Annotated in this window: 18 protein-coding genes; 1 reads left to right on the plus strand and 17 read right to left on the minus strand. The window is 47.2% G+C overall.

The annotated features are described in order from the left end of the window. Positions 1-10: 10 nt before the first annotated feature. The 15 genes from LVD14_RS12050 to LVD14_RS12120 all read right to left on the minus strand — a co-directional run bounded on the left by LVD14_RS12050 (position 11) and on the right by LVD14_RS12120 (position 17,731). Positions 11-946: a glycosyltransferase gene (locus LVD14_RS12050; RefSeq protein WP_237134315.1), complete on the minus strand. Its 936-nt coding sequence runs from the start codon at positions 944-946 to the stop codon at positions 11-13. Between the two features lie 50 nt (positions 947-996). After that, positions 997-2,133 carry a GDP-mannose 4,6-dehydratase gene (gmd, locus tag LVD14_RS12055; protein ID WP_237134316.1) on the minus strand — a complete coding sequence of 379 codons (1,137 nt, stop codon included), beginning with the start codon at positions 2,131-2,133 and terminating at the stop codon, positions 997-999. Between the two features lie 39 nt (positions 2,134-2,172). Beyond that, a complete protein-coding gene (locus LVD14_RS12060) occupies positions 2,173-3,150 on the minus strand; it encodes a GDP-L-fucose synthase family protein (RefSeq protein ID WP_272907280.1) in 978 nt (325 codons plus the stop codon). 151 nt (positions 3,151-3,301) lie between these two features. Beyond that, positions 3,302-4,510 carry an EpsG family protein gene (locus tag LVD14_RS12065; protein WP_237134317.1) on the minus strand — a complete coding sequence of 403 codons (1,209 nt, stop codon included), beginning with the start codon at positions 4,508-4,510 and terminating at the stop codon, positions 3,302-3,304. Positions 4,511-4,590: 80 nt separating this feature from the next. Then, on the minus strand, positions 4,591-5,739 hold the full coding sequence (locus LVD14_RS12070; RefSeq protein ID WP_237134673.1) for a glycosyltransferase family 4 protein: 1,149 nt from the start codon (positions 5,737-5,739) through the stop codon (positions 4,591-4,593). Between the two features lie 95 nt (positions 5,740-5,834). Further along, positions 5,835-6,827 (minus strand): glycosyltransferase family 2 protein, encoded by a 993-nt coding sequence (locus LVD14_RS12075; protein WP_237134318.1) that lies wholly within the window; start codon positions 6,825-6,827, stop codon positions 5,835-5,837. A gap of 156 nt (positions 6,828-6,983) precedes the next feature. Further along, positions 6,984-8,087: a polysaccharide pyruvyl transferase family protein gene (locus tag LVD14_RS12080; protein ID WP_237134319.1), complete on the minus strand. Its 1,104-nt coding sequence runs from the start codon at positions 8,085-8,087 to the stop codon at positions 6,984-6,986. Between the two features lie 52 nt (positions 8,088-8,139). Then, positions 8,140-9,876: a thiamine pyrophosphate-binding protein gene (locus LVD14_RS12085; protein ID WP_237134320.1), complete on the minus strand. Its 1,737-nt coding sequence runs from the start codon at positions 9,874-9,876 to the stop codon at positions 8,140-8,142. Position 9,877: 1 nt separating this feature from the next. Continuing rightward, positions 9,878-10,960: an NAD-dependent epimerase/dehydratase family protein gene (locus LVD14_RS12090; protein ID WP_237134321.1), complete on the minus strand. Its 1,083-nt coding sequence runs from the start codon at positions 10,958-10,960 to the stop codon at positions 9,878-9,880. After that, entirely contained in the window at positions 10,957-12,492 is a 1,536-nt protein-coding gene (locus tag LVD14_RS12095) for an MATE family efflux transporter (RefSeq protein WP_237134322.1), read from the minus strand. The genes LVD14_RS12090 and LVD14_RS12095 overlap by 4 nt, the downstream gene beginning before the upstream one ends. A 285-nt stretch (positions 12,493-12,777) precedes the next feature. After that, positions 12,778-13,263 (minus strand): transcription/translation regulatory transformer protein RfaH, encoded by a 486-nt coding sequence (gene rfaH / locus LVD14_RS12100; protein ID WP_237134323.1) that lies wholly within the window; start codon positions 13,261-13,263, stop codon positions 12,778-12,780. After that, entirely contained in the window at positions 13,260-13,586 is a 327-nt protein-coding gene (locus LVD14_RS12105; RefSeq protein WP_237134324.1) for a MarR family EPS-associated transcriptional regulator, read from the minus strand. Before LVD14_RS12105 ends, rfaH begins: the two co-directional genes overlap by 4 nt. A gap of 96 nt (positions 13,587-13,682) precedes the next feature. Beyond that, the gene (locus LVD14_RS12110) at positions 13,683-15,998 is read right to left on the minus strand and encodes a polysaccharide biosynthesis tyrosine autokinase (protein ID WP_237134325.1); all 2,316 of its coding nucleotides are present in this window, start codon (positions 15,996-15,998) and stop codon (positions 13,683-13,685) included. A 43-nt stretch (positions 15,999-16,041) separates the two neighbouring features. After that, a complete protein-coding gene (locus LVD14_RS12115) occupies positions 16,042-16,500 on the minus strand; it encodes a low molecular weight protein-tyrosine-phosphatase (protein WP_237134326.1) in 459 nt (152 codons plus the stop codon). Between the two features lie 25 nt (positions 16,501-16,525). Beyond that, a complete protein-coding gene (locus tag LVD14_RS12120) occupies positions 16,526-17,731 on the minus strand; it encodes a polysaccharide export protein (RefSeq protein ID WP_237134327.1) in 1,206 nt (401 codons plus the stop codon). 229 nt (positions 17,732-17,960) lie between these two features. On the opposite strand from LVD14_RS12120, the gene LVD14_RS12125 reads away from it, so the two are divergent. Further along, positions 17,961-18,548, plus strand: coding sequence for a transglycosylase (locus tag LVD14_RS12125; RefSeq protein ID WP_237134328.1), 588 nt, complete (start codon positions 17,961-17,963; stop codon positions 18,546-18,548). On the opposite strand, the gene ligA is transcribed toward LVD14_RS12125, so the two are convergent. Both ligA and zipA read right to left on the minus strand, forming a co-directional pair. After that, positions 18,537-20,645: an NAD-dependent DNA ligase LigA gene (ligA, locus tag LVD14_RS12130; RefSeq protein ID WP_237134329.1), complete on the minus strand. Its 2,109-nt coding sequence runs from the start codon at positions 20,643-20,645 to the stop codon at positions 18,537-18,539. The two genes, LVD14_RS12125 and ligA, sit on opposite strands and share 12 nt — an antisense overlap. Continuing rightward, positions 20,632-21,798 (minus strand): cell division protein ZipA (zipA, locus tag LVD14_RS12135; RefSeq protein ID WP_272907281.1); only part of this gene is annotated, 1,167 nt, incomplete at its 5' end. The genes ligA and zipA, both read right to left, overlap by 14 nt.

Consider the following 21,798-nt stretch of genomic DNA (forward strand, 5'->3'; position numbering starts at 1 on the left):
TTCTAGCCACTTATGGCCCAAATTTTTTGCTATACGCTCTTAAAGCTTTGTCAATTATTCGTACTGGAATAGAGAATTTACCTCTAAACTCCCTTGCAAGCTTATCTTCCACTTGATCTGCAGTATGGAAAGAGAAGTCCCTTTGCCCCCCAGCATCTAAACTAGTACGAAACCGCCACCCGTTAGTTGTATGTGTAGCATTAGCATCGAACCCTATGGAAACGACCTTAGATCGAGTGGGGAACACAGTTGTCTGATTTCTCTTTGCTTGATGGTAGCAGAAGCGAACAGCCCAAGAATCTATACGCCCTGTCAATTGATTAGAAAGCATTTTGACCAGATCCGAACCACCTAACTCCAGCCTTCTTCGCAGACCCGGGCTCAATGGGAATTCTGAATTGTATGTTATGTCCCAATCTACATCTCGCCAGCGGTCTGCCCAAGTCCCCCACCCCCACGAAGATGCACGATACCCTAAGTAAGCGTCAATCCCTTCCTCATATCTCTTAGATAATCCAGGAAGACTTAGAGAAAAACCGGAAACCGAAAGCACATTTGTATTATCCTGGTAGGCATTTAAAGCCTGATTCATAAAGTCTAGAAAATTTGGAGATGTAATCAGATCATCTTCTAAAACGATTACCTTGTTATACTTGACAAGTACCTTATCGACCCCTTGGATAACTGATGCCGCTAAACCTTTATTGGACTCAGCCTCTTCTACAAGGACGTTCTTGAAGCCTGATATTTGCCTTATATACTTTCTGACCTGAACTACTTTGTCCTCATCTGACGATGATTTTGGGCCGTCAGAGAAAATATATATAGATGTTTGCTTTGCGAGGTAATTTGCAGCGAGACTCTCAATTGCCCTCTGAGTTTCGTCCAATCTTTTGTAACAAAAGAATACTACAGGCGCGAGATCAGTAGCACTTTTACAGATCATTTATGAACAACCTCGAATAAACGTGGAGCGTTGTCAGGCATGCGACTGCTTCAGGACTCAACACTAATCGGTATACTGAATCCATTCCTCTTCAAAAGGGCATACCTTTTGGCAAGCTCCAAGTCGTGCTGAACCATCTCACGACACATCTCTTGTACCGTAATTTCTGGCATCCAGTCCAAACAACTCCGAGCCTTGGAGGGGTCGCCGAGCAAAGATTCAACTTCTGCGGGCCTAAAGTAACGCGGGTCCACCCTTATAATCTCTTGTCCCGCATTCAAATTTGGAGCATTGCATCCAGAGATTGAATGCACAATACCCACCTCATTCTCACCCTCACCTTCGAACCGCAACTGAATACCGAGTTCCAATGCGCTCCACTCCACGAATTGCCTTACGCTAAACTGCACACCGGTCGCGATTACAAAGTCCTCAGGAACCTCTTTTTGGAGCATCAACCACTGCATGCGGACATAGTCACGCGCATGCCCCCAGTCTCGCAATGCGTCTAAGTTACCCAGATATAAGCAGGTCTCTAATCCTTGAGCAATGTTCGCAAGCCCTCTGGTGATTTTGCGAGTTACGAATGTCTCTCCCCGTCGGGGAGACTCATGATTGAAGAGTATTCCATTGCATGCAAACATCCCATACGCCTCACGGTAATTAACCGTTATCCAATATGCGTACAATTTTGCCACGGCATAAGGACTTCTAGGGTAAAAAGGAGTAGATTCTCTCTGTGGAACTTCTTGCACCAATCCAAACAACTCAGAGGTCGACGCTTGGTAAAACTTCGTTTTCTTCTCGAGACCCAACAAGCGTATAGCTTCAAGTATCCGCAGAGTACCTAACGCATCAACGTCTGCAGTGTATTCTGGAGAATCGAAACTTACTGCGACGTGACTCTGCGCACCCAAATTGTAAACTTCATCCGGTTGCACCTCTTTAATAATTCGGACCAAGTTTGAAGTATCAGTGAGATCACCATAATGTAACTTGAAATTCTGGTCAGTATGATGCGGATCCTGATAAATATGGTCTACTCGCTGAGTATTGAAAGATGAGGCTCTTCGCTTAATGCCATGTACGATGTATCCCTTTTCCAAGAGGAACTCAGCCAAATAAGAGCCATCCTGGCCAGTCACGCCTGTTATTAGCGCCCTTCGGCCTTCGTAATTACTGTTCATTTTAACCTTCTATAGAATAATCATGAATACTGTAGCAAATCATTTAGAGCGCACGGCTTTCTCACTATTCCTAAACTCAGAATAGGTTATATTTAGACCCGCCTTTAGAGATACCTTTGCTTTCCATCCCAATCTATTAAGTAGCTTAACATCCAACAATTTACGCTTAGTCCCATCAGGTTTTGACAGATCATATTCAATATCACCTTCATACCCAACCACCTCCTTAATTAGATTTGCCAACTCCGATATTGAGATGTCCTCAGCAGAACCAACGTTTACATGACTAAGCATTGGGGACACAAAAGAATCGTATTCATCTTTGCTTACATTCATTACGTGAATGCACGCAAGAGCCATGTCGTCAACATATAAAAACTCGCGCCTCGGACTGCCAGACCCCCAAATCGTTACAACAGGATCACCGCGCAACTTTGCTTCGTGAAAGCGCCTAATCAGAGCAGGAATCACGTGTGAATTCTCAGGATGATAGTTGTCGCCCACCCCATATAAATTTGTCGGCATAACTGCCCGATAGTCAATTCCATGGCTTTCCCCGAATTGACGATTGTAACTTTCACATAGCTTTATTCCTGCGATCTTAGCAATCGCATATGGCTCATTCGTTGGTTCAAGCTTACCTGTTAACAGCGCCGATTCGCTTATAGGTTGATCCGCGTCCTTGGGATATATACAACTCGAGCCTAGGAATAACAACCTCTTAACCCCATGACGAAAGGCTGAATGTATTACATTCGACTGGATCATGAGGTTCTGATAAATGAAATCCGCTGGATATGTGTTATTGGCATGAATACCCCCAACTTTTGCAGCTGCAAGGTATACAATATCTGGCCTTTCAGATACAAAGAACTTATCAACAGCAGCCTGGTTGGTAAGATCCAATTGAGAATGATCTCTGTAGATGAGGTCCGAATCTCTTTGACCAGATGAAAGCAACGCTCGTCTAATAGCAGAACCGACCATTCCATTGTGACCAGCAATATATATTCTCAATACTTCAACACCTCAATTTCTAAAAGTTTCGTTACATGCATAGTCTGACCGCTGGAGTAGCTTGTACCTCAACATCGAAGCAAGTCAAACAGACTAAGTGACAGATTCAATCGTTGAAAGAAAACAATAAAGTAGTAACTCCCGATATCTATCAAATTCCCAACAATCCAATTGGAAACACTAGTGACAACCATAAGCCATCGTACTGCCAAACACCATCAATGACAGATATATAAAAGCTTGCTAGTGATAATAATAAGACTGTGAGTGCAACAATCCTCTTATTCTTGAAACCCACAAGTGCCAAGGGTAACAATGCAAGCATTAGCATATAGACAAAAAAGAAGTATCTGCTCGATATCTCATTACCGCCCAAGAGGTAGGTTATCAGTACGAACGATATTAAGTACAAGCTGAGGGTCGAGCCTATAGTCGGCAGCGGGCCTGTCAACTTGCCTTTCATTTTTAATAACACTATGAAGACAGAGATCATGAATGTCGCAAATATAATGAGCAACGACAAAAGCGACAGAGCCTGAATATCGGCGCCATCTAATGACGACGATCTAGCAACCAAAACGCCAATGAATGCAGCATCCGAGAGAACAGTTCTTCCTGCCGAGCTGAACAAGAACACAGAAAAAGAGACAAAGAGTAGCAGCGCACCTGCGTTGAAATACTTTGAGTACTTGGAGCCCTGATAGATTCTGGCGACTAATATGGGAAAGAAAAGAAAGACCGATATGTGAGTTAAGACAGAAAGCAACAAGTATACCCAATTAAACTTTGAAGGCTGCGTGTTATCAAGAGTAGAGATAAAGTAGCACACTAAAGAACCAGCCAACATTTGCCTAAGCAAATGGCCTGACAATGACACACTGGGCCCAAAAAATGCGGCAGCAATCACCAGAATTAGGACGATAGAGGCTGACAATCCACTTGAACGCCCAATATTTTCAACAGCCTTGAGGAAAAATAAAAAGACAACAAAAGTTATGACAAACACATATATTAAATGGTTCGCATTTGACACTCGTGCAATTATAAAAGATAACCAATGAAAAAATGGGTCTCTGTAATCCCTGGCCGACAGATACTCATCCATACTGACCGAGGTCGCCTGCTCATAGAACAGCAGATAATTATACAAGTCGCTTTCGGGTACCTTCGTAGTATTCAATAGTGCAATCGCCACCGAAGCTATCAGGACAGTCAAGTCGACTGTCCGATAGCCTACAGTCTTTACTGTAGCAACAGTTGCAAGCGAAAAAAGAGATAACAAAGGAGAAAAGAAACCCAAAACGGAATGCGAAACCAGATTCGCAGTACTAATTCCATTCGTTGATGATCTGGAAGGCATTTTATTGTCTTTTCGTCACTTCTGTGGGTGTAGTATTCACGATAATGGCAATAGGTCAATTATGGCAGTTTAACCGTCGTTCAATCATTATTCAGCATTCTTACAAATTGATCCCGACTAGATTCACTTAGAAATTCCCCAATATAGTGATGAGCAGATCTACGTATCGCAATACAATCATATGGGTTATTTACTATGGCGACACAAATACTAACAAACGATTGAATTCTTTGATGATCGTAAATAAAGTAGCAATCTGCAGGCAACCAAGAATTTACAATATATTCTTTATCCGGTAGAACCAGTAGGCATCCCGAGACCATAGCTTCATAGATCACGCGGGGAAACCCCTCTGAATGAGACGACACACACAAAACGTCAATGTCCTCATAAAACCGGCGCACGTCTGCTGGATCATTGCTACCACCAACAAAAATAACAAAATCCGAGGCGCCCGAATCAGAAATAATAGTTTTTAGTTCGCTATAATAATCTGTCTCATTTACAAATCCGAAGATACGTAGCTCTACGTCGACGTGTGATTTGAGCGCAATCGTAGCCCTCACAAGAAATTCAACATTTTTTCTTGGAATTACGTAACCTGAGAATCCCAGTATCAAAGTTTTGTCAGAGATGAAGCCGCTCCTTAATTCGGGCGGTTCATAAAAAACACGAGGGATTATGGGTTTTGGGGGCTCTACCTTTCGCCCGCTTATTGACAGCGACTGGTACAGATTCGTGCTTGAGGTTATCGTTTTTCTAGACAACCATTCAACTGATTTCGAGACAGACTTTAGAAAGCCGAGCTTCAATTTGCTTTCAGTTTTCAAGCTTTCCTCAATGTCCGTGCCGGTATAAACAATAATATTCTTCCTCATGAGCGTCCCCAGAATTAAAAGCAATGTAGCAGGTAACGGCGGAATGAAGAGAATACAGTCATCAGATCGAAGAAAATCAACAACTGAAACCAGGACGAGCTTAATGTATTCGAGGCTGCGGAAATTTTTTCGCCGGTCTATCAGGTACAAAACGTGATTTCGCGACACATCATATTGATATGTGTAGCTACTGAGAAACTCGTGCTTTGTAAGGCAACCAAGTGATCCAACCAGTGAACAATAAGTGTAATCGGAAGAAAGGTCTTTAAGTAATGCACCCTCCACATCTTTTGTGACAAATGAATTTTCGCTCTGCAAGAACCAAAGGCGTGTGTAAATAAAGACTTTCATTTCCAATAAAAACACTTCATTAAGTTATGTAGGTCAAAGATAAATTTGTTCACAATCAGCACAAAGCTTCAGGGGGTGAATCTTATTACCCTAATTTACACTGCTCTTATGCTTCGGACTTTAGACACCAAAGCCGCCAGCCTTTTATACAAGTGAAATACGACAGAATACTCCGCAAGTCTATAAAAAGGGCCAATTGGACATGACGACAGAACATACTTGTATTCCTGAAAATTTGATTGACGAATCGCAATCCTAGCTATGTAGCTAGCTCGACTGGTAATTGTACGCGATATATAACTAGGAACTGTTTCGTCGATACGAGAGTAAAATCCTTTCAGGTTGCTCTGAAGTTGTAATAGTGAATCGACGGCAACCTTTACAGTCCATGAACTATGACTACGATTTTCAGCATTTTTATAAATTTTCACTAACACTTTTGGCCCATAAACTAGCCCACCCAAGGATACCAGACTGTACCAAACGTAGTGATCCTCATAGTACTTCTGCCCAACAGGAAAGCGAACCTCATATTTGCATATGAAATTCCTGTCTACTACCGTAGTAGATGAGTTGTTGATTGAGTAACCCATACCAATCAATTTCTGAAAATAATCGGGAGCTTCCAAAACAATTTGACTTGTCGCTTGCAGATCAATCTCCCCGAGACCTGGGATCTGTCTTTCTTTGCACTCTAATTCGAAAACCTCAGCATATGCCGAAGAAAATATTATGCGATTGGGGTTTTGTTCAATCAGTTGGTGCATATAGGCAAGAAAACCGTTATCCCACTCGTCATCAGCATCGATAAACGCGATAAACTTGCCAATTGCCATATCAATACCAGAATTCCTTGCGGAGGCTGCACCAAAATTTTCAGTTTGTAATATCCTAACTCTTCCGTCACTTGTAAAATACCCGATCTCCTCCAAAGAGCCGTCAGTGGAGCCGTCATCAATTATAATCAATTCAAAATTACTAAATGACTGCTCGACTACTGAGAATATGGCACGTCGCACTACAGACCGCTTGTTGTATAGCGGCATAACAACCGAAAAAAAAGGGTTTACAATATCTCGAGAGTTCATGTCAGATTATGTCAATTTGAGGAGATTCTTAATACCATAAGTGGAAACGACAAAGACTGAATCGAAGGCAGGCTATCTAAAGACCTTCTCGGCACATAGTCTTGTTTAATTGGACTCGGCACTCTCAACTCTATAATGAGAAATTGAACACAAGCACTAGATTGATAGATTAGCCATAAGGTAACCCTTAGACTCTGACACTCTCCTATCTAGGACTTCACGAATTTGTTCATACTCGATCACGTGTAAAACTTTTATCACGCCAAAATCGCAATCAATCTCGGATGTATGACTCTCGTCAATCTCCAATGTATCACAGAGATCTGTAATCCTATCCATTGAGCGTTGAGACGTAATCGGGAAATAAAGCTCCTTGTTCAAATTAACAGCTAGTGAGAATCCATGGAAGGACTTTGTTACGATTATTGCCGCACCATGCATCAACCGAATCCATTCAGAGGGTCCAACGTCATGTCGGTGCTCGACTCGATTACTCAAGAAAAATTCCCCCTCCATGCCTATAGCCAATATCCGCCTACCAGGGTACTTCCTCGCAAGGTATTCAACCAGTTCGAAGATCTCCCGAGAGAATCCATAAACCAGAATATAATCACCACATTCCAGGTCTGGTTTCCCTTCGCTCAGAACATACAGATTCCAATCAATCAGAAATGATGGATCAAGCACCTTAGTAATAGACTCATTGCCAGTTAACTCTTGTATCAGCTTCTTTGAGAACTCGTCTCTAGTAGAAATCGCAGAAAATTCATCAAATGCAGCATTAGACTTTTGTAGCAAATACGTATTGACGGAAGACGAACCGACACATGCTGCGTAACTAATTCGTTTCGCGAGAATATTTGGATAGTTTAGAGTATAAGCGTCAACCGCTCCTTCACCATATTTCGGATTCCATACTTGATCACTTCCTACTATCAAGTGAGAGTACTTCCTAAGTTCAGAAACCAAACCTTCAGCCGAACTAACATAGGCACTACAATTCAGGGATTTAGCACGATAGTCATCAAATTTTGCTATTTTTCTAATCTGCGAGGGGATTGAAGTGAGAGCGTGTACTCGTTGTCTCCAATCTTTCAACCCTCTTATAGCGTACAGCTTTCTTCTGGTAAATGATTCGTAGTTTACTATTTCGCTATCAACCGACAACGAATCCAAATAAGTCTGCAACGACTTAGCTTGTAGCAAAGCTCCGTAATTGTTAACAAAGTGGAATGTCAATATTCCTACTTTAACTGTCACTAACGACTCCCCTTTTTTCTATATAAGGTCACGAAATTATTAATACGCACTTCTACTTTTTCAATATTCGCTTAACGATCCGTACAGACTTGTCACCCATAATCTTTTTTACATAAGTCTTTGCGGCCTTCTGAGGATCCCGCTTGATACTTCTTATCGCCTCAAGTGCATCACTCTCTTCTTCACTATCAGTAAATACCTCGAATAAAATGGGACGGTCTTGAATCAACGGGTCAATAAATTTACTGTAACTTGCATCAAATTCGACCTTATTGGAGGCTGAAAGGTATTCGAACCCAAAGTCTTGCGAAATATTCTTGACTAAAGTCCTAGACATTGATCCAAAGTGTCCCGCCGCAGAAATATATGCATCTGCTTCTTCACCAAAGTGAGCTGCCGCATGACTATAGTTGCGAAATTCTGTTCCTTTACCGTTATTTACTAATAAGATTCGCAAATTTCGGCCTATATGGCGGTTACCCAGCGCATTGATATCGTAGAAAAACGCAAGATCCCCAAGAATGCAATAATAAATTTTCGAATCGTCAGCGAGCGAAGCACCTAAAACAGACGACAGCGATCCATCTATACCGAACCCCCCAACATTTGACGCTGAGGTTACAGTTGGAGGTAAATCAAATAAGTTCCATGATCGCAAGCTATGCAAGATTCCAAAATGAATGACACAGTTCTCAGGCATTATTGCAGCTAGCCGCGAAGCTATCCAAATATTCGAGAATGGCAAGTCTGGTATGCAATTGCGAATTTCTTCCAACTGCACCAAACACTGGTTTAGGTAACTGCTAGATACATTAGTTTTATTCGAGTAATTGGCGAAGAAAGTGGATTCATCCATCTCAAATACATAGCTAAGTTTTCTGAATGTGTCACGAATTTCACCATCCTCGCTAACTCGCCATACTTCTTTACCTGGCAAAGACAACAGTGGATAGTCTCCAGATATTTCTCCAATATGTATTGTTATATCTGGTTTGTCTGCACTTCTATCCATCATGCTCTGAGTAGCTACTAGTGAAAATTGCACTTTATAGGCGCCATTGTATGAACTGGTGTGGTCACAGAAAACCACAGCGTCGTTTGAAGCACAAAACTGATCCAACTGCTCTTGCTCGCTAGCAGAAAATTTTCTATGCGAACCTACGACAACAGCAACCTTTCCTCTAAGCGGAGGAAAAATGCCATTTGGCTTAATCCGTTCTATTTTTCGATACTTAGGAAGAGTACTAACGTTGTAAGATCTACTGTAAACTGTTGGTAAGTTGATGTGGACCGGCCCTCCGCCATGCCTCCAAAGCTCTAAAATGGCTTGATTGACTTTCACCTCACATTCCCAAATGTCTTCATCATCTTTAACAATTGGCAACGACACACTGAACTTCGCGACATCCTTTGGCTTGGTGCTACGATCAATGACCTGGGCTACCAAGTGACCCACCTTGGAAGTGGCCAGAACTGAAGTTATGGCCAGAACTGGCAATTTACGGTAATACGCCTCAGTCATACCAGGCATGTAATTTCGGGACGCTGTAGCACCGGTACAACTAATCACTACGGGCTCACCAGTTTCATGCGCAAGTCCGCACGCCATATATGCAGCTGATCGCTCATCGACTGCTGAATATAGAATAAAGAACGAATCTCTCTGCATGCTACCTACTAGGGCCATATTAGTTCCACCAGGCGAAGCGATTACGCGCTTAATACCATGAGACTTTAACAGCGAGATAACAATCTGAGCATTCTTTTCGTCCGTATAAAATCCAGTCATTCTATCGCCCCTCAACTCTAGGCTTTAATATTGCGAATCTGTAAAAAATATACTGCAGCTTTCTTCGCAGCCCTGGTATTTCTGAGAGTTCTGCCATTTCGCCACAGATTCGATCCTTGATAGCCTCCGACCGCCAATCTATTTGATTAAACTCTCTTCGCTCTAAGAATTTTTCGACACAGCTTGCTAGCGATTCTGAAACACTTCTAAAATTTAAATCGGGACAGAATTGTAAGACCTCAGAGCTATCAAATTTTCGATCATATATTCGATCGTACTTGAACTGATATTTAACAGGTTTGCATTTCATTAATTCCTGCTCCCCAACCAATAGGACCTTTGGCCTTGACCCATTGAAATTCTCGATACAATCGAGATAAATCTTTATAACCGAGTTCCACCGGATATGTTCAGATGTGGTTGTATTATAGATCCGACCCAATGCTTCTGGATTTCCTATAACTGATTTGATCATCACTGCTATTTCAAGACCGTAAGAGAGAGTCGTGATCTTTTCGTTCATATCCTGGGAAAAAATGATAGTTCTTCCCCTAAGTGCTCTGTACAGCCAACCCTCTTTTTCGAAAATCCCAAGCTGTAATCGATTCTCGCTGAAAGTAATATAGGGTCTCACTATGGTCCAATTATTAAGGCCAGTGTTTAGTAGTACATCCTCCTGCTGCGCCTTTTCTATAGCATATTCATCAGATTCCAGGAAACTAGTGTCCCTCGATGTATCCAATAGTCGGGGATGATTTTCACCAATTGATGATGAGGAGTCCGCATAGACTCTCGCTGAGCTCAAGTAAACGTATTGTCGAGTTGAGTTCAAAAACCTTGTTACTCTGCACTCAAAAATTTGAGTGCTATAATGCATGAAGTCGACAATCACATCCCAGTTTGATCCGACGAGCGTGTCAATAAAGGCTGAATCCTTAGCGTCCCCCACAATATATTTTATAGAACCATGTGGTGTACGATTTTTTCTAGTGGTCACATAAACTTGGTAGCCCTCATCCTCCAGCAGATCTACTAAGTGGGCTCCCATAGCGCCAGTTCCACCAAGCACTAGCGCCTTTGTCATGTCATCGTTCCAAGTGATAATTTTTTCTTAACCAAATTCAAAGCCATCGACCTATGATTCTTGTCGAGACCAATGTAGTACATCGAGGCAATAGATAAGCACATGCTGCATATAAACAAAGCAATAACAAACAAAAAATCGCCAGGCCAAAAATACGACAAAGTCACTACCGGTAGTAATGTAGTTAATACAATTCCAGCAACAGGAACCAGCACTGTTATTAAATACCTTCTCATACTCAGCCCCGTAATTCGCTCAACGATATATAACCTTACAACAAACATGAGGACATTAGCCGAGATTGCAACTAGAAATACTGAGTATGCTGGAGCTCCATATGTGAGAACGAGCCATGCTGTAAGAAAAAGACCAATTTGTATAGATCCAAGTGAAACCTCATACAGTCTCATTTTTCCCGTTGCTCGCGCAGCGGTAGTTAAAGGCAAACTAAGAGACATAATGATCGATTCGATCAACGCCAGCTGCGTAAATAGAACTGCATGATCTGGGACCTCAGCCAACCAAATGCCCAAAATATAGTCCATCTCTACTATCATCGGTAAAGCGAACAACCAAAGCAAAAAGAATGTTATCTTTGAGCCGTTGCTCACCAAGGAAAACATATCCTGAATATTTCCCGCTGCATAACTCTTGACTATTGGGGGATACAACCCTGTATTAAAATTACTCGAGAATAGATTTATCCTACTAGCGACATTTATGGCGATCGTCCTAGATGCGACTACTATAGGGTTGAAACTCTGATTTAGCAGTACCGTTACTGCATGAGTTCTAATTACAGAAGTAAATTGTCCGAACACTGTCCAGCTCGTAAAGCCCAATATCTCTTTTATGAGCTTACTGTCCCAGTGAAACTCCTTAATTTGGCATTCTTCGTACTTGTATAAGCAAATTAAGATATAAACGATAGCATTTGCGCAAGCCACGCATGCAAGTAGCAGCCCGTATAATGGCAGCTTGTCTCCTGGCAAATACTCAAGTAAAAAAACCACGCCTAGCTTTACGCACACATCAACTATAGATGTGTATGCATAAATCCTCATATCCTCGTGAGCAATTAATATTGCGATGAATGGCGACGTAAAAATACTCGCAACAAACCCGATGATCGAATACTGATAGAGAGTCCTAACTTCATCTATTCTCTGTTGAGGTACTTCAAGTTGATTATTGACAAACCATAACCCTGCTGTTTCTAACACAATGACAGCAACTATCGAGATCATGACGTACAGTAATATATTCGTAGTAAACGTTTTCTTCAGCGCATCCTTGTCTTTCTTCCCAAGCGCATACGAAAAAAATCGCTGGGTGGCAGATGCGAGTGATCCAGATAAAAATCCACTTAAAGCTATAAGTCCGGCAACTACGCTAAATAACCCATAGTTTTCGATTCCAAGAACATCTAGGACAACTCTTACAGTGTACAAACTGACAAAGAGTATAAGTAACTGCCTGAAATACAAAAGCAGCGTGTTCTTTGCTATCCGCTTGTTGCGACTAACGCTCATGGAAACTGGTCACTCATTAATATAGTTGTGTAATCGCAATAAACGTCAGAAACAAAATTCCGGGCAATCCGATTGTGAGAACCCCGATGGAGATAAGAATACGAACGATATTGTTAGAGCCAACTTCATAGATTTAGATACGCTACCGCCCTACCTGTGCAAAAATGCGGCATCTCGCTGAGGCTTGTGTTGTTCAGAAACACTGCCAGTTCTGTTTATGCTTTTATGCTGCACTGTATCCGGTTTCAATTCGCAGCATCGTCGTGTGAACACTACTCATAACTATTAAACGGCAAGCTGGGCTGGCGATAAGGTTAGGGAGTGTTCTCTGTGTAACAAACGCAATAAAATAACAACTCGATCATCAGGGGTGACCGCTTTGACGATAGCGTTAATGTCGCAAAAGCAGCCTTCCGTGATTCGAACTATATCCCCTGCCTTATACAAGGGGAGTGGGTCATGAAGAAACTTGTACTTTTCGCGTAGAGATGCCATCAAGTCTTCTGGAACCGGTATTGGTGCGCCGTTAAGACTTAGCACTCGTGAAACTCCTCGGGTGCTATTCAGGGCGCGCCAGTTGGTTCGATTTTCTTCTAATTCAATAAACAGATAACCGGGAAATACTGCTTCGCTGCATACTGTGTTTTGTCGACGAGCGATGCGATTGACCAAATGGGTTGGGTACCAAATGCAATAGTTTTGGTTCTCTAGATTCATCCGTGCCCGGAGCAATTGCCTTGGCTTACATTGCAGGATGTACCATTTTTTCATCGAGTTGTCTCCAGATCCTTCTGGATTTCAGCAATCTCTGCTTTAAGCGCAGCGTACTCGGCCAATTTTCGTTTAAGAAATCGCTTTGTAAGCTTGGCCTTACTTTCCATGCCGGCGGGAGTCAGTACGTAGAGATAGCGTTTTTTGTTAGAACTCTTGCTAAAATTCTTTGCCTTTACTTGCCCCTTATCGATAAGGGCTTGCAGGCAATAGTTGATCTTTCCGAGGCTCACACCAACCTCCTCTGCCAACTGGCGCTGACTAAGGTCTGGATTAGCCTCCAATGCCTTGAAGATCTTGTAGCGAGCGTCGTCGGTTAACATGCTATATGACCCATGTTCAATATATGAACATGCTAGACATGTCATTGATAGTTTGCAACACCTCTAATTGAGCTAACCTAAAACAAGCCTAGAGCTTTACTCATCTTTTTCTGATTTATACTCATACTGATAGTACCCGTAGCCATATCCATAACCATAGTAGGCTGAGGCACTACGCTCGATGGCATTAAGTATACTTCCCTTGACCGGAACTCCCGCACTTTCCAGCTGCTGCAGCGCACGTTCAATTTCCTTAGGATTGTTTTCCCGGAACCGAGTAATCATCAATGTGGCACCTACCTGCTTGCCAACTACTGCGGCATCTGTTACCGCTAGGGCCGGAGGCGTATCGATGATTACAAGATCATACTCCTGACCAAGCGAGTCAAGAAATTCGCTGAAACGGCGTGTCATAAGCAGCTCAGAGGGATTGGGCGGTGCGGTTCCTCGGGCTATGTAATCCAATGTCTCCAACTCAGTACTTCTGATAACTTCATCTCGAGGTGTGTCGCCAACCAAGAAATCACTCAATCCGGACTCGCTATTTCCCTCAAATGAACGATGAATATGTCCTTTGCGCATATCAGCATCTATAAGCAACACTCGCTGACCACCTTGTGCGCAAATGGCCGCCAGATTAGTAGAAATAAAACTCTTACCCACCGCTGGGCTTGGACCGGTCAACATCAGCCGGTTATTACTTGCTTCCAACATGGCAAAATGCAGACTTGTACGCAGGCTGCGCAATGCCTCGATCGCGAGATCACTCGGGTCCATTATGGCTAATACCCCTCCTTCGGAACGACCACGATGGCGCTTTGCCAGGGGCTTACTGACACGATCGCCGAGCTGCTTCCCTAACACCTTGCTGAAGCGACGGCGAGTTTTCTGCGCTGTAAATCGGTCGAACAGTCTTTGCTGCTTTTCGGACAGCGGAACAGTGGCGTATACCTGCAACCCCAGTGCCTGCAGCTCCTCCACGGAGGTTACTCCTCGGTGCAACATGTGGCGAACAAGTACCACCATCAGCCCCAGTGCTAAGCCAGCGATCAGAGCAATAGCAATTATCAAATTGGTACGAGGAGAAATGGGATTGTTGCCTACCAGAGCATTATCTAGTATCCGCACATTGCCCACTGTGCCAGCGCGAGCGATTCGCAGTTCTTGGGTGGCATTGAGCATCTGCATGTAAATCTGCTGACTGACTTCCACATCCCTGTTCAAACGCAGTACCTGACGTTGTGTCTCTGGCAGCGTGTCCACCTGCTCTTCCAGGCGGTTGCGTTCTCCCACGAGCTGACGGCGTTTCTCTAGCAACGCCTGGTAGCTGGGATGACTGGGTGTAAAGCGTTGTGCCAGTTCCGACTCCTGAATCTGAAGGGTATTCAACTCGCTTTCAAGCTCAACCAGGCGTTCCAGCATGCTACGAGTTTCGAAGTCTAGATCCACGCTGTCCTGGGTGGCCCGGTAGTCGTTCAGACGACTTTCTGCCGAGTTCAGATTGTCCTGGATCAAAGGAGTCTGTTGCTCGAGAAACTCCAACCGGCTTTCAGCCTCGGCGGCTTGCCGGTTGATATTTTGCACCAGGTAAACATCGGCAATTGCATCCAGAGAACGCTGGATTTCTTGGGGATTCGGCCCGGTTAATGTCAGCTCCAGAATGCCGGTATCACGGCCACGCTGGGCGACTTCAAAGCGGCCCTGCAGATAACGGATCATCTGCGTCTCGCTGCGTTTGATCAGGGTAAATTCGACATCAGCGGGTGCCGTGATGCGCTCCACAAGTAGCTCCACATACGGCTGGCCCTGTCGCAACCATTGGCCGACCTGTCCCGTACCCAGTACATCGCCATCAACATTACTAAGGGTGTAGCTGGTCGGGCCGGTGATCTTCAGTGTCAGAGGGCGCCCCTGCAGCGCCTGTTCGACCAGCAGCTCGCCCACATCGATGCTGTCACCAGCCCATGCGTGTGGGCTTCCCAGTGCCCAGCCGGGCCGTTCGGTCCCGCGACGTACCAGTGCTTCACCTATAACGGGAAAATAGTTAGGCTGAACCACCAGATCCAGACCCGCCTGTTGTGCGGCTTGCCCCATGATCATGCGCGAGCGCAGTATTTCACTTTGAGTAGTAGATTGGGTGGTTTCCTGCCCCAAAAGTGCCATATCCAGCGCACCGAGATTGTTGGCACGTTGCTCAACCTGCAACAGGGCATCCGCACGGTATTCAGGCGTTGCCAGCCAGGCATAGGCCGCACCACAAAAAGTGGTCAGAACCGTGATAATAATGATCAGCCAACGGTTATCCAGACAGATTGCCAGCAAATAACCAAGATCGACCTCATCATCGGCGGGTCCGGACTGGCTGTTCCGGATGGAGCTGGCTGCACGGGATTGCTGAGCGGCTTCTGTCATAACACCTGTTCTACTTCTGATGACTGATCGTGGGTAATGTTCGTTAGATCTTGGCAGCCCAAAGCTGGACGGCCTCTTCCATCAATTTATGTACGTGTTCAAACACATCCCGGCTCTTTTTGTAGGGATCGGGAATATCCTGACCATTGTTGGCTCTGGTCCCCGCCGCCCGTATCCAGTGCCCCAGCAGCAATGACTTGCCCATTGCTGACGGCGCAACCTGGCCAAGCATTCGGCGCTGATTCTGGCTCATCACCAGGATCAGATCGGCCCACTGCGCATGTTCGGCGCTTAACTGACGCGCCTGATGTTCACTTACATCCAGACCGGCGGCTGTCGCTATTTCTGCCGCCGTAGCCTCAACGCCATGCCCAACCATGGCCCGCAGGCCCGCCGACTGAATCTGTTTGCCAGGCAGTGCCTGCTTAAGCAACGCCTCGGCTACCGGGCTGCGGCAGATATTGCCCTGGCAGACCACCAGTATGTTGCTATAAGGGCTCATGATGCGTTCCCTGCATCGATGTTCATCACAATGTACCCACTCTGTCCGCAGTAATCAGCGCGTTCAGACTGGGGATGATTTGACTGATTACGCGATTCCAGCGCGTCACTGGCGCGGTCGTCACATACACGATATCCGATGGTTCCAGCATAAACTGCGCCCCGACAGCGAAGGAAACGGCGTTTTTGACATTCAGTTGATAGACAGTCGCCAGTTTGGGGTTCTCGGCCTCATTGGGGCGGATGACAAAAATACCCTCCGCATTGGAGGTAACCTGATTAAGACCGCCACTGCGGGTCAGTGCCTCGGTCAGCGACATACTCATATTACCAACTGGTAACGTATTGACACGATTGAGCTCACCCAGCACAAAGATCAGGCGTTGACCGACCACTGGCACATGCAGCACGTCACCATGCTGCAACAGCATATTCTGGCCGAGTCGGCCGTTGTTGAGCATCTCGTACAGGGACAGGCGGACTTCTTCACCATTGCGTGACAGCAATACATCATGCCAGTTGGCATTTTCTGCCAGGCCGCCAGCACGTGCGATGGCATCCAGCACGGTCATCGGCACATTTGTAATCGATAGTGGCCCTGGGTCTCCTACCTGCCCTGTGACATAAGCACGCTTGGAGTTGTAGTTGAGCACTCTGACTGCTACTTGCGGGGCGGTAATAAACTCGGCCAGTGGCGTGGCGATTGCCTCTCGAATCTCGTCTACAGTTTGGCCAGCGACCTGTACCTTGCCTATATACGGGTAATAAATGCTGCCATCGTTTTCAACGATGATGCCGGAAAACTCGGCGTTGTTATTGTTGGATCCACTGGGATTGGTCAGCTCGGGGTGGTCATAAACGGTAATCTGTAGCACATCGCCGCTACCTACATGGTATTGATACTCTGCCAGCTCCTGTTGCAGGCGCGCCGGCATCGCGGCAGCAACCGCATTATTGAGCATCTGCTGACGATTCTGATCGGCGATCAGATCGGAGGTAATGGCCACAACATCAACGGTGCGCTCAACAGCGGCGACATCTTCTTCGGTATCAGCCTGACCGATACCCCGCAGCCCGGGGAACCAGACACCCCGGTTGACTTCGAACCAGTTAGCCTGCGTTTCGGTACTGTATTGGTCGGGGTCGATGTTGCTACCGGGAACCAGCACACAGCCAGTCAGGGCGGTCAGCATGACTAACAGCGAAGTAATACGGCATACGGTTCTAATCATTCTGTGGCTCTAGCGTACTGATTTATTTTTAAAAGCTTTTTCCTGAAAAACCCCGGCATTGTAGCCCATTTTTTAAGCATATGCTGTAGTTTCTGGCTAGTCCATTTGGGTATGCTGGGGGACTAAAAGGGGGACGAATTACGTCTACAACAGGCGCGGCAACCAAAAGCGTTAAATTCCTGCACCGTCCTTTTCGAGTGTTACACTAAAGACCATGAGATTCCTTATCTTGGTAACCGCACTCTGTCTGTCTGCCTGTGTCGCCACCAGACCCAGCAATGTGTCCAACGTCTGCGATATGTTTGAGGAGCGGCGTGACTGGTATAAAGCCGCCGAGCGGACCGAACAACGTTGGGGTGTGCCTGTGCATGTAACGATGGCGTTCATCTATCAGGAGTCGTCGTTTCATGCCCGGGCACGCCCGCAGCGCACGCGTTTGCTGGGGTTTATCCCGTGGACTCGTCCCTCAACCGCGCGCGGTTATGCGCAGGCGCTGGATTCCACCTGGGCAGAATATCAGCGTGAGTCCGGCAACCGCTTTGCGCGCCGCAGCAATTTTGAGGACGCCGTGGATTTTATCGGCTGGTATAACCACTTTTCACCGCAACGCAGCGAGATCGCGCTGGATGACGCCCGCAATCTGTACCTGGCCTATCATGAGGGACACACAGGGTATAACCGCGGCACCTATTGGGATAAACGCTGGCTGCTGGGTACGGCCAATGCCGTGGATGCCAATGCGGAACGTTATCGAGTGCAGTATGCCAATTGTCGGGAGGAGCTGAGCAAAAACTGGTTCTGGCGCTTATTCAGCTAGTAGTTTAAGCAGTTCCTGCTCGTCAATGACTTTGACGCCCAGCTCTGTGGCCTTATCCAGCTTGGAGCCGGCGCCGGGACCGGCAACCACCACAGTGGTTTTTTTGGAGACGCTGCCGGACACTTTGGCGCCCATAGCCTGCAGACGGGCTTTGGCCTCGTCACGGGTCAGCGTCTCCAGCGTACCGGTCAGCACCCAGGTCTGTCCGGCCAGTTCGTCCGATACTGTTTGCGCCTCATGCTCGGGCCAGGTCACACCACGCTCGCGCAGGTCGGCGATGACTTTGTCGTTTTCTCCATTGGCAAAGAAGTGTGCAATGTGAGCCGCCATGACCGGGCCGACATCCTCGACCTGGACCAGCGCTTCTTCGCTGGCCTGCATCAGTTTTTCCAGACTGCCAAAATGACTGGACAGGGCCAGCGCGGTAGCCTCCCCTACTTCCCTGATACCCAGTGCATAGAGCAGCCGGGGCAGCGTGGTTGATCGGGCTTTTTCGATAGCATTGAGCAGGTTGTCTGCCGACTTCTCGCCCATACGTTCCAGCGTCAGTAGCTGCTCTTTGCTGAGCGTGAAAACATCGGCAACTGTGTGAACCATGTTGGCCTCGACCAGCTGATCGACCAGTTTTTCACCCAGACCTTCAATATCCATGGCAGCGCGCGAGCAGAAGTGCCGCAGTGATTCCTTGCGCTGTGCCGGACAGACCAGACCGCCGGTGCAGCGGTACAGCACCTCGCCGTCTTTCTCGACTGGCGAGTCGCAGGCCGGGCAGTTGCTGGGCATTATGATCTCATGCCGCTCTGCCGTGTTCGCTGCACCAGGGACGGCATCAGACTGCGTCGTCAGCGACCCGTCCATCACTTTGACAATCTTCGGTATGACATCGCCAGCGCGGCGCAGGATGACACGATCACCGATACGAAGGCCCAGGCGGGCTATTTCATCCATATTGTGCAGTGTGGCGTTGCTGACCGTGACACCACCGACAAACACGGGTTCCAGACGCGCCACCGGCGTGATGGTCCCGGTTCGGCCAACCTGGAATTCCACATCGTTAACAACAGTCGATGCCTCTTCAGCAGGAAACTTGTAAGCCATGGCCCAACGGGGTGTGCGGGCATTGCTGCCCAGTTCCTGTTGCAGGCGGATGTTGTCGACCTTGATCACCGCGCCGTCGATTTCGTAATCCAGTGCGTCGCGCTTGCCGAGCAATTCGTTGGCGTAGTCAAGACAGGCATGGTAGCCGGTGACCACATCACGATCCGGGTTCAGTGGTAGGCCCCACTTACCCAGCAATTCCAGGCTGCCGCTGTGGGAGTCCGGCCAGGAAAGATCGCTGTTTGAGTCAGTGCCATCACCCGCACTGACATGCGCGCTGTAGCAGAAAAAATGCAGCGGCCGCTCTGCCGCGATGCGTGGATCCAGCTGGCGCAGCGTGCCAGCAGCGGCATTGCGCGGATTCACAAAGGTGCGCCCGCCTTCAATGCTGCTGGCTTTTTCATTCATGGCGGCGAAACCAGACCGGGTCATGACGATTTCGCCGCGAACTTCCAGCCGATCCGGCACAGGGTGCTTTTTGCTGTTGTTCAGGCGCAGCGGGATATTGCGAATGGTTTTGACGTTGTGTGTAATGTCTTCGCCGGTCACACCATCGCCACGTGTGGCGCCACGCACAAGCAAACCATGCTCATACAGCAGACTCACGGCCACACCATCAACCTTTGGTTCACAGCTGTAACGTGGCACTTCTTCCGAATCCAGGCGCTTGAGAATGCGCGCCTCGAAGTCAGCCAGATCCTGATCATTAAAGACCTTGGACAATGACATCATGGGTGTGTCATGTGTCACCTGCCTGAAGGATTCAAGCGGTGCGTCGCCCACGCGCTGCGAAGGCGAGTCAGGTGTCACCAGATCGGGAAACTGTTCTTCGATGGCAATCAGTCGATCAAACAGCTTGTCGTAATCGGCATCAGGAATCTCCGGCGCGTCATACTGGTGATATAGAGAGTTGTGGTGATTGATCAGCTGCCGAAGCTCTGCGAGCTCCTGCTGAGCCCTCTCCCGACTCAGTTCGCTCGTTTGATTATCGCTTGCCATGTTTCAGTTGCTGCAGCTCAAAGTCGCGGATGCGCTGACGGTAATGTTCAATCGTCTGCGCCGTCATCACAGAACGGTTGTCATCTTTCAGATCCGCATCCAACGTTGACTGTACATGTTTGGCAGTGGCCAGCATCTGTTCAAAGGCCAGCATGTTGTTGGCCACATTGGGCAGCGTCATGAAGAAGCAGACACCTTTTGTGGTGAACTCATGAATCTCGTTGAGATCAAAAGTACCAGGGTTCAGGGCGTTTGCCACGCTGAACAGCACCGGGCCGCCTCGGCGATCAGCATGACGATGGAAAATGGACATGTTGCCAAAGCGCAGGCCGGCGCCCAGCAGCACCTGCAGCAGCTCATCACCAGCAATCTCGGTTCCGGGGCGCGCCATCACATTGATGACCAGCACTTCGCTATAGCCCGGATCTTCCTGATCATCCTCTTCGTCGCGGCTCATATCAAAGGCCAGCTGATTTTCTTTGGCGCTGCGTTTGGGAGCGCTGCGCGGCTCTGGCGTCGGCGCGGCGCGGGGTGGTTCGTCATAGAACTCATCATGTGGCTGGTCATCTGCATTAAATGACTGCTCAGCAAAGTCCTCGTCGGCAAACTGATCCTGATCGTATCCCTGCTCCTGCTGCCGGGCCAGCTCAGCGGCGGCACGACGCTCAGCCTCCTCACGGCGGCGCAGCTGCTCTTCTATTTCGGCGCGCTCGGCTTCTTCTTTTTCCAGCTGCAACTGGCGGGCACGCTCGGCTTTGACCTGGCGTTCGGCTTCCGCCTTGGCTTCTGCATTGGCCGCAGCCTTGGCGCGACTGGCCGCCATGCCGGCCGTCAGATTTCTGAAGGTGTCGCCGGCCCAGCCAAACAGCCGCCTGGAGGCGGGCTCTTCTTTTTCTTCCAGTGCTTCCAGGCGACGCGCGTTGTCTTCGTCATCGAAGAGTATGTCGATATCGTCCTCTGGCTTCATGGCAGCAAAGGTGTCGTCGTCGGTGGGTTGCGGTTCTGGATCTGCCTCATACTCTGAGTCAAAGTTCTTCGGCATATCATCTTCCTCATCTACTTCTTCCACTTCTGGCTCTGGCTCTGGCTCTGGCTCTGGCTCTGGCTCTGGCTCTGGCTCTGGCTCTGGCTCTGGCTCTGGCTCTGGCTCTGG

Source organism: Pseudohongiella sp. O18, assembly GCF_021729085.1.
GTDB lineage: Bacteria > Pseudomonadota > Gammaproteobacteria > Pseudomonadales > Pseudohongiellaceae > Pseudohongiella.

What these genes read in the sequence shown, in the direction of transcription:
- LVD14_RS12050 (WP_237134315.1), bottom strand. Translation starts at nt 946, where the DNA reads ATGATCTGTAAAAGTGCTACTGATCTCGCGCCTGTAGTATTCTTTTGT.
- gmd (WP_237134316.1), bottom strand. Translation starts at nt 2,133, where the DNA reads ATGAACAGTAATTACGAAGGCCGAAGGGCGCTAATAACAGGCGTGACT.
- LVD14_RS12065 (WP_237134317.1), bottom strand. Translation starts at nt 4,510, where the DNA reads ATGCCTTCCAGATCATCAACGAATGGAATTAGTACTGCGAATCTGGTT.
- LVD14_RS12070 (WP_237134673.1), bottom strand. Translation starts at nt 5,739, where the DNA reads ATGAAAGTCTTTATTTACACACGCCTTTGGTTCTTGCAGAGCGAAAAT.
- LVD14_RS12075 (WP_237134318.1), bottom strand. Translation starts at nt 6,827, where the DNA reads ATGAACTCTCGAGATATTGTAAACCCTTTTTTTTCGGTTGTTATGCCG.
- LVD14_RS12085 (WP_237134320.1), bottom strand. Translation starts at nt 9,876, where the DNA reads ATGACTGGATTTTATACGGACGAAAAGAATGCTCAGATTGTTATCTCG.
- LVD14_RS12090 (WP_237134321.1), bottom strand. Translation starts at nt 10,960, where the DNA reads ATGACAAAGGCGCTAGTGCTTGGTGGAACTGGCGCTATGGGAGCCCAC.
- LVD14_RS12095 (WP_237134322.1), bottom strand. Translation starts at nt 12,492, where the DNA reads ATGAGCGTTAGTCGCAACAAGCGGATAGCAAAGAACACGCTGCTTTTG.
- rfaH (WP_237134323.1), bottom strand. Translation starts at nt 13,263, where the DNA reads ATGAAAAAATGGTACATCCTGCAATGTAAGCCAAGGCAATTGCTCCGG.
- LVD14_RS12105 (WP_237134324.1), bottom strand. Translation starts at nt 13,586, where the DNA reads ATGTTAACCGACGACGCTCGCTACAAGATCTTCAAGGCATTGGAGGCT.
- LVD14_RS12110 (WP_237134325.1), bottom strand. Translation starts at nt 15,998, where the DNA reads ATGACAGAAGCCGCTCAGCAATCCCGTGCAGCCAGCTCCATCCGGAAC.
- LVD14_RS12115 (WP_237134326.1), bottom strand. Translation starts at nt 16,500, where the DNA reads ATGAGCCCTTATAGCAACATACTGGTGGTCTGCCAGGGCAATATCTGC.
- LVD14_RS12120 (WP_237134327.1), bottom strand. Translation starts at nt 17,731, where the DNA reads ATGATTAGAACCGTATGCCGTATTACTTCGCTGTTAGTCATGCTGACC.
- ligA (WP_237134329.1), bottom strand. Translation starts at nt 20,645, where the DNA reads ATGGCAAGCGATAATCAAACGAGCGAACTGAGTCGGGAGAGGGCTCAG.